8 protein-coding genes are annotated in these 7,166 nt (G+C 45.5%); 4 read left to right on the plus strand and 4 right to left on the minus strand.

Annotated elements, in window-relative coordinates; translation table 11 throughout:
- Positions 1-9 precede the first annotated feature (9 nt).
- Entirely contained in the window at positions 10-366 is a 357-nt protein-coding gene (locus QTO00_RS11470; RefSeq protein WP_331424943.1) for a cytochrome b562, read from the plus strand.
- Between the two features lie 112 nt (positions 367-478).
- Entirely contained in the window at positions 479-829 is a 351-nt protein-coding gene (locus QTO00_RS11475; protein ID WP_331424936.1) for a hypothetical protein, read from the plus strand.
- Positions 830-896: 67 nt separating this feature from the next.
- On the opposite strand, the gene QTO00_RS11480 is transcribed toward QTO00_RS11475, so the two are convergent.
- A complete protein-coding gene (locus tag QTO00_RS11480; protein WP_331424937.1) occupies positions 897-1,811 on the minus strand; it encodes a LysR family transcriptional regulator in 915 nt (304 codons plus the stop codon).
- A gap of 211 nt (positions 1,812-2,022) precedes the next feature.
- Between QTO00_RS11480 and QTO00_RS11485 the strand changes: the two genes are divergently transcribed.
- Positions 2,023-3,219, plus strand: coding sequence for a glycine C-acetyltransferase (locus tag QTO00_RS11485; RefSeq protein ID WP_331424938.1), 1,197 nt, complete (start codon positions 2,023-2,025; stop codon positions 3,217-3,219).
- A complete protein-coding gene (tdh, locus tag QTO00_RS11490) occupies positions 3,219-4,250 on the plus strand; it encodes an L-threonine 3-dehydrogenase (protein ID WP_331424939.1) in 1,032 nt (343 codons plus the stop codon). Before QTO00_RS11485 ends, tdh begins: the two co-directional genes overlap by 1 nt.
- A gap of 84 nt (positions 4,251-4,334) precedes the next feature.
- On the opposite strand, the gene QTO00_RS11495 is transcribed toward tdh, so the two are convergent.
- From QTO00_RS11495 to uraH, 3 genes are all read right to left on the minus strand, one after another.
- A complete protein-coding gene (locus QTO00_RS11495; RefSeq protein WP_331424940.1) occupies positions 4,335-5,552 on the minus strand; it encodes a urate hydroxylase PuuD in 1,218 nt (405 codons plus the stop codon).
- Positions 5,498-6,865 carry a guanine deaminase gene (guaD, locus tag QTO00_RS11500; RefSeq protein ID WP_331424941.1) on the minus strand — a complete coding sequence of 456 codons (1,368 nt, stop codon included), beginning with the start codon at positions 6,863-6,865 and terminating at the stop codon, positions 5,498-5,500. Before guaD ends, QTO00_RS11495 begins: the two co-directional genes overlap by 55 nt.
- Before the next feature lies 1 nt (position 6,866).
- A partial coding sequence (gene uraH / locus QTO00_RS11505; RefSeq protein ID WP_331424942.1) for a hydroxyisourate hydrolase occupies positions 6,867-7,166 on the minus strand: 300 nt, incomplete at its 5' end.

A 7,166-nucleotide genomic window follows, 5' to 3' on the forward strand; every position in this document is an offset into this window, starting at 1 on the left:
GTTTTAGCCATCGCCTTATCTGCTCAAGCGTTTGCTGGCGACTTCGACCTTAAAGCCACGATGAAGCAAATGAAAGTCGAATTTAAAACAGCTGCCGAGGCAACTGAGATAAGTCAAATGAAGTCCGCCGTGAACAACTTATCTGAGCTTGTTGAACAGTCAAAACGTGGCGATTACCCTCCTGAGAAATTTGATATCTATTTTGAAGGCTTTTCCAAGTTGTCAGTCGCGCTCGACTCTGTAGAGAGCAAGTTAGAAGCGGGTGATATTGCCGGCGCGAAAGCAGAGCTAAAAACCGTAGATGATTTGCGAATCGAGTACCACGACAAGCGAAACCCTAGCATATGGAGTAAGTTGTTCGGCTGATAAAGCATCAGTAAAGCCGCTATTACCATGATCTTTGTTAGGTTTTTGGGAGTGGCTTGCTGAGATTGTTAGTAAAAAGTTATATATTCACGCCTATTAACCGAGAGTGAATATGTTACGAGCATCGAACTTCAAGCGAACTATGTTAGTTGCAAGTGCCCTAAGTTGGGTGCTTGTAACTTTGATGCCCGTTATCAATGCCCACGGAGCGAGTGCAGGTGTATGGGCGACACTTTGTACCATCAATGGTTTTGAGTTAGTACAAATCGAAGCAGGCAAAGTAGAAACTCAGCACAGCAAACCTTGTCCATTCAGCCATTTTTCTAGTTTCCACCAAGACACAGTTCCAACACCCACACACTTTACTAAAAGCACGTTAGCGATAGTAGAAAGTTACGCTTTTTTGGCTCTAAGCGAACGATTCCAACTCGCTATTCCTCGAGCTCCACCTCTATTCAGTTAAATTGTTGCAAGCTCAAGCCTCCCGACGAAAACCCTTTGCTATGGACTATAATCCTAAACACATCCGCTCAATCCGCTCCCAATTGCTCACTAATATAATCAATAAACCCGCGCAGCCTAGCTGGCATATATTTGGTCTGAGGATATTGCATAGCAACCGCACCATGATAGTTACTTTTTATTGTCCAATCTTGCAAGATCGGAATAACGTCATTGTTCGCTACTGCTTCAGCTACCACGAAGTCATGGAAGATACCTATACCTAGGGCGTTCTTTACTCCTGTTAAGCGCATTTGAGAGTGGTTAACTGCGTATCGCCCCGACACTGCAATTGAGTGGTACTCGTCATCTTTAAAGAAATCCCACACATGATCTTTGTCTGTTTCTGCTAGATAGAGACAGTCATGGTCGGTCAGTTCACTAGGATGGGCTGGCATGCCGCGTTTAGCGATATATGCAGGGCTCGCGCACAGTACAAGGTTGGTTTTGCTGACCTCTTTTAGCACTAAGTTCTCATCGGGCTTATCGGTGAGTTTAAACGCGATGTCTATTCCTTCACGAATTAGATCGATTTCTCCGTCTGCGACACGAAGCTTAAGTTGAATTTCAGGATACTTTTTCAAGAAAGGAACGACGTGAGGCTGGAGTACCGAGTTGAGAAATGCTTCGGGAGCAGCGATAGTTAATGCCCCGGACATCTCTTGGTGGGCAGTGGTCGATAACTCCACTGCGCGCTTTGCTGCATCCAACATAACCAAAGCTTGATCGTAAACCTGCTGGCCATGCTGTGTGATGATCAGCTTTCGAGTCGTGCGCTCAAAAAGCTTAACCGACAGTGAGGTCTCTAAACGTGTGACTAATTTGCTCAATGCGGATGGGGTAACATCGAGACTTTTGGCCGCTGAGGTAAAACTTCCTTCATCAACAATGGCAATAAAACTGGCTAAGTCGGGAAGTAGGGTGATCAGCTTAGTATTCTTCATTTTCCTAACGTCATGTCGGTATTTTTCGCCATTGTAACGTGTGTAAATGTGACCGTCATCATTAAAAGACGTTATTTGTGCCTCAAATTCAATAATGTTTTTCCACCTAACGGGATAATGAAATTGGCGCGCTTGAATTACACTTAGTGAATAAGATTTTGGCTCCAGTGAACCACTGGAATCCGACATAATAACTAGGAAGGAATTTGCAATGTCTTCTGCATTCTACCAACAGATTCAAAATCAAATAGAAGAAGTAAAGGCCGAAGGTCTATACAAGTCAGAACGCGTGATCACGTCGCAACAACAGGCTGCGGTAAAGATCTCTACCGGTGAAGAAGTACTAAACTTCTGTGCAAACAACTACCTTGGCCTTGCCAATCACCCAGAGCTAATTGAAGCGGGTAAGCAGGGTATGGATGTACACGGTTTTGGTATGGCATCAGTTCGCTTTATCTGTGGTACTCAAGATATCCATAAAGAACTCGAGCAAAAGCTGTCTAAGTTCCTAGGTAAAGAAGACACTATCCTTTACACCTCTTGTTTTGATGCAAACGCAGGTCTGTTTGAAACGATTCTTGGCAAAGAAGATGCAATCATCTCTGATGCGTTGAACCACGCTTCAATTATCGACGGTGTTCGCTTATGTAAAGCGATGCGTTTCCGTTACTCCAACAACAATATGCAAGAGCTAGAACAGCAATTAATCGCGGCGAAAGAAGCGGGCGCTCGCCACATTCTTATCGTCACTGACGGTGTGTTCTCAATGGATGGTGTGGTAGCAAACCTTCCGGCTATTTGTGATCTTGCAGACAAGTACGGCGCATTGACTATGGTTGATGACTCTCACGCTGTTGGCTTCATGGGCAAAACAGGCGCGGGTACCCACGAATACCATGATGTTGTCGATCGCATCGACATCATCACAGGTACGTTAGGTAAAGCTATGGGTGGCGCTTCAGGCGGTTACACATCGGGTAAAGCCGAAGTGATCGACTGGCTACGTCAGCGGTCGCGTCCATACCTGTTCTCTAACTCAGTTGCACCAGCAATCGTTAACGCTTCTATCCGTGTTTTAGACCTATTAGAGCAAAGTGGTGACCTACGCGATCGCCTATGGGAAAACGCAGCACACTTCCGCACACGAATGGAAGACGCAGGCTTTACCATGGGTGGTGCTGACCATGCAATCATCCCAATCATGTTAGGCGACGCTAAAGTCGCGGCTGAGTTTGCAGAGCGTGCACTTGAAAAAGGCATTTATGTTATTGGTTTCTCTTTCCCGGTAGTACCAAAAGGCCAAGCTCGTATCCGTACCCAAATGTCTGCAGCGCATTCTCGTGAGCAGCTCGATCGCGCTATCGATGCGTTCATCGAGGTAGGTCGTGACATGGAGATCATCAAATAATGAAAATCAAAGCACTTTCAAAACTTAAGCCTGAAGAAGGCATCTGGATGACCGAAGTAGACAAGCCAGAGCTTGGACACAATGATCTCCTAATCCGAATTAAGAAGACAGCGATCTGTGGTACTGACGTTCACATCTACAACTGGGACGAGTGGTCACAGAACACGATTCCTGTGCCTATGGTGGTTGGCCATGAGTACGTTGGTGAAGTTGTAGGTATCGGCCAAGAGGTCCGCGGCTTCGAAATCGGTGATCGTGTTTCTGGTGAAGGCCATATTACCTGTGGTCACTGTCGTAACTGTCGCGGCGGTCGCACTCACTTATGTCGCAACACTGTAGGTGTTGGTGTAAACCGTGAAGGTGCATTCGCAGAATACCTAGTTATTCCTGCATTTAATGCATTTAAGATCCCTGAAGGTATTTCTGACGATCTTGCATCAATCTTCGACCCATTTGGTAACGCAGTTCATACTGCTTTGTCGTTTGATTTGGTCGGCGAAGATGTGCTTATTACTGGCGCAGGCCCAATTGGTATTATGGCTGCCGCAGTTGCAAAGCATGTTGGTGCGCGCCACGTTGTTATCACTGATGTTAACGAGTACCGCTTAGAGCTTGCGCGTAAGATGGGCGTTACTCGCGCAGTGAATGTTGCTGAGCAAAAACTTGAAGACGTGATGGAAGAGCTGAACATGACAGAAGGTTTCGATGTCGGCCTTGAAATGTCTGGTGTACCGTCAGCGTTTAACTCAATGCTAAAGACAATGAACCATGGCGGTCGTATCGCGCTACTGGGCATTCCGCCATCCGACATGGGTATCGATTGGAACCAAGTGATCTTCAAGGGCCTAGTAATTAAAGGTATCTATGGTCGTGAAATGTTTGAAACTTGGTACAAGATGGCGTCATTGATTCAATCTGGCTTAGATCTCACACCAATCATCACTCACCACTTCAAAGTTGATGACTTCCAAGCAGGCTTTGACGCTATGCGTAGCGGTAAGTCAGGTAAAGTTATTCTTGATTGGGAGTAAAACCCAACGCTCAATCAGCCATACTCACACTAGTGGGTTTGGCTGTTGTTAACTTGAGTTAAAACTACGAATTAGGCAATCAAATCAGTTCGCCAATATCTTACCAATCTCGAGCCTTTCTGCTTTCGTCATACCGGTTTTATTCATAAACGGCATGTCTTCATTTTCAACCGTACGAGCGACAATTCTTGTTGACCAACGCTGAACGTCTTGCCAGTTGTCAAAGCTAGCGCCAGCCGGAGCGACTGAAAAAACGTCATCTGTAGGGGTTTGACTATGACACGTAGTACATCGGCGTTCGATAATAGTCATTACCTTAAGCTGATGTTTATCTGTGTCTGCTGTTTCGATCATCGCTTTAGCGTTTGAAACATTATCGTTTTTGTCTAGTGAATTGATTGGTAAACTCACCACAATAGCCAGCATAAACATAGCTAAAGAGCCACTGATAAGTACAGAAGGTTTGGTTAAACCAACATGCCTAAGATTAAAATAGTGCCTTATCCAGGCGCTAAGTATCATGACCAAAATGGCGATCAGCCAGTTGTTTGCATGCTGATAGAACATTGGGTAGTGGTTGCTGATCATTAAGAAAATGATAGGTAACGTGAAGTAATTGTTATGAATAGAACGGCGTTTACCTTCTAAGCCAGGCTGGGGATCGACGTTCTCACCAGCAACGACTTGCGCGACCATTTTTCGTTGTCCGGGTATGATCTTGTAAAATACGTTATTGACCATTATCGAACCAATCAACACGCCCATATGAATAAACGCGCCTCGTCCACTAAATACCTGACTAAAGCCATAGAAGAATGCGCAGCCAGCTAATACCACTGAAGCAACAAAAAGTGGCTTGGATGAGGAGAGTGACGAACGCAACAACAGTTCATAGGTGATGACCCCTGCAATGACCCCGCCAATACCCAACATCACCGCTTGTAAACTACTAAGTGGCATAATGCGTGGGTCAATGAGGTACGCTTGAGCATTAAAGTAGTACATCCAAATAAGCAATGCTGTTCCGGTTAACCAAGTTGTGTAGGCTTCCCATTTAAACCAGTGAAGATTTTCGGGCATCTTCTCTGGACCTACTTGATACTTGGCAACCTCATAAAAACCACCGCCATGTACAGCCCAAAGATCACCTTTGATCCCTTTGTCTTTTTTCCATTTAGGCGGTGTTTCTAGGCTGTTGTCTAACCAGGTAAAATAGAAACTAGCTCCAATCCATGCAACCCCACAGATTACATGGAACCATTTGATAAATAGCGCAATCCATTCATAGAGTTGTGGCCACATACTTTACTTCCTTTTTTGTATACTAAATTCCCGCACAGATAGGTGCGTTCAATGATGCGATCATCACTGAGTGTGATAATGGCAAACAGCTGTTCACTTAGTGTTTTGCACCTTAGTAGGCGCTGCTGCAGCATGGGCGAAGCCATGAAATCGAGTTCAACAAAATCCGCTTCACTGCCTGGGTTGAGATTTCCAACTAGATGGTCAATGCCCATGGCCGATGCAGGCCCTTGGGTACAAAGGTAGAGCGCCTCAAATGGATCTAAGCTGCTGTTTTGTAATTGGCAGATTTTGTAAGCATCAGATTGGTTTGCGAATAGACTCAGGCTGGTTCCTGCGCCAACATCACTTGCGATTGAAACGTTTAACCCGTCGGCCTTGGCTCGGTCGAAGTTAAACAGGCCGCTGCCTAAGAAAAGGTTTGAGGACGGGCAGAAGCTAATGGTAGCGCCTGAACTTTTCAAAGCTTGATATTCACGGTCTTCAAGGTGTATTGCGTGACCAAATAGTGCTCGCTCTCGTACTAAGTCATTGGCTTCGTAGATGCCGAGATAATCAGGGTGCTGAGGGTAGAGCTCTTTTATCCAATCCACTTCGCCTAAGTTCTCACTCAGATGTGTCTGAATGAAAGTATCTGGGTGTTCATTAGCTAATTGGCCGGCCTTTGCAAGTTGCAGTGGCGTGCTGGTTGGCGCAAACCTTGGGGTGATGGCATACATAGCTCGCCCGTTTTTGTGCCAGCGCTCGATAAGCTCTTTACTCTCCCGATAGCCTTGCTCTGGTGTATCTTGTAACTCTTCGGGACAAAATCTATCCATCATCACTTTGCCGCAGATCATACGAGCTTGAATAGCTTCGGCAGCAGTAAAGAAAGCATCTACAGATTGAGGATGAACGGTGGCAAAAACACTTGCCGTGGTTGTTCCGTGTGCAATCAACTGACCGAGAAAAAATTCCGCTTGAGCGAGTGCATATTCTTGGTTGGCAAATTGGCTTTCAGTGGGAAAGGTGTATTCATTTAACCAATCGAGTAGCTGCTTACCATAACTGGCGATCATCTCTACTTGAGGGAAATGGACATGGCTATCTATCATGCCCGGGATCAGTAAGCCTTTATGCATCTCTACGCCACCGTAATTAAGCAACTGTTGGTTGGCAGGATGTTTGAAGAAGTCGCTAGCTTCACCTAGGTGAGTGATACGGCCATTCTCTGTTACCAAGACTCCATCACTGAAGTACTGATAATTGTTGGCTGGATCGATCGTGGTTTTTGGGAAGTGAAGAATACTGCCCCTATGAACTTGTCTCGACATATCAACTTCCTCTGTAAGTAGAATAGGAATAGGGAGAGAGCAGAAGTGGGATGTGATAGTGACGTTGATCGTCAACATAGAAATGAACATCCACTTTTGGGAAAAACACCGCTGAAAATGCGTTTTGGCAGTAATCCTTTGTTGCGAAGTTTAGGGTGTAGGTTTCGGCAAGGGTAAGTTCAGTATCAAATCTAACTCGACCATCCGTGTCGGTGATACCCGTGGCAAGCGCTTGTTGGCTATCTAAAAGATGCAGTGTTACCTCAATGCCTGACGCTGGCTGGCCGTGGGTCGTATTCAA

Origin of the sequence: Vibrio sp. M260118, from assembly GCF_036533755.1 — a bacterium.
In the GTDB taxonomy this organism is placed as follows: Bacteria; Pseudomonadota; Gammaproteobacteria; order Enterobacterales; family Vibrionaceae; genus Vibrio.

Bases quoted from the DNA above. Each gene is read 5' to 3' on its own strand.
- QTO00_RS11475 (WP_331424936.1), top strand. From the start codon at position 479: ATGTTACGAGCATCGAACTTCAAGCGAACTATGTTAGTTGCAAGTGCC.
- QTO00_RS11480 (WP_331424937.1), bottom strand. From the start codon at position 1,811: ATGAAGAATACTAAGCTGATCACCCTACTTCCCGACTTAGCCAGTTTT.
- QTO00_RS11485 (WP_331424938.1), top strand. From the start codon at position 2,023: ATGTCTTCTGCATTCTACCAACAGATTCAAAATCAAATAGAAGAAGTA.
- tdh (WP_331424939.1), top strand. From the start codon at position 3,219: ATGAAAATCAAAGCACTTTCAAAACTTAAGCCTGAAGAAGGCATCTGG.
- QTO00_RS11495 (WP_331424940.1), bottom strand. From the start codon at position 5,552: ATGTGGCCACAACTCTATGAATGGATTGCGCTATTTATCAAATGGTTC.
- guaD (WP_331424941.1), bottom strand. From the start codon at position 6,865: ATGTCGAGACAAGTTCATAGGGGCAGTATTCTTCACTTCCCAAAAACC.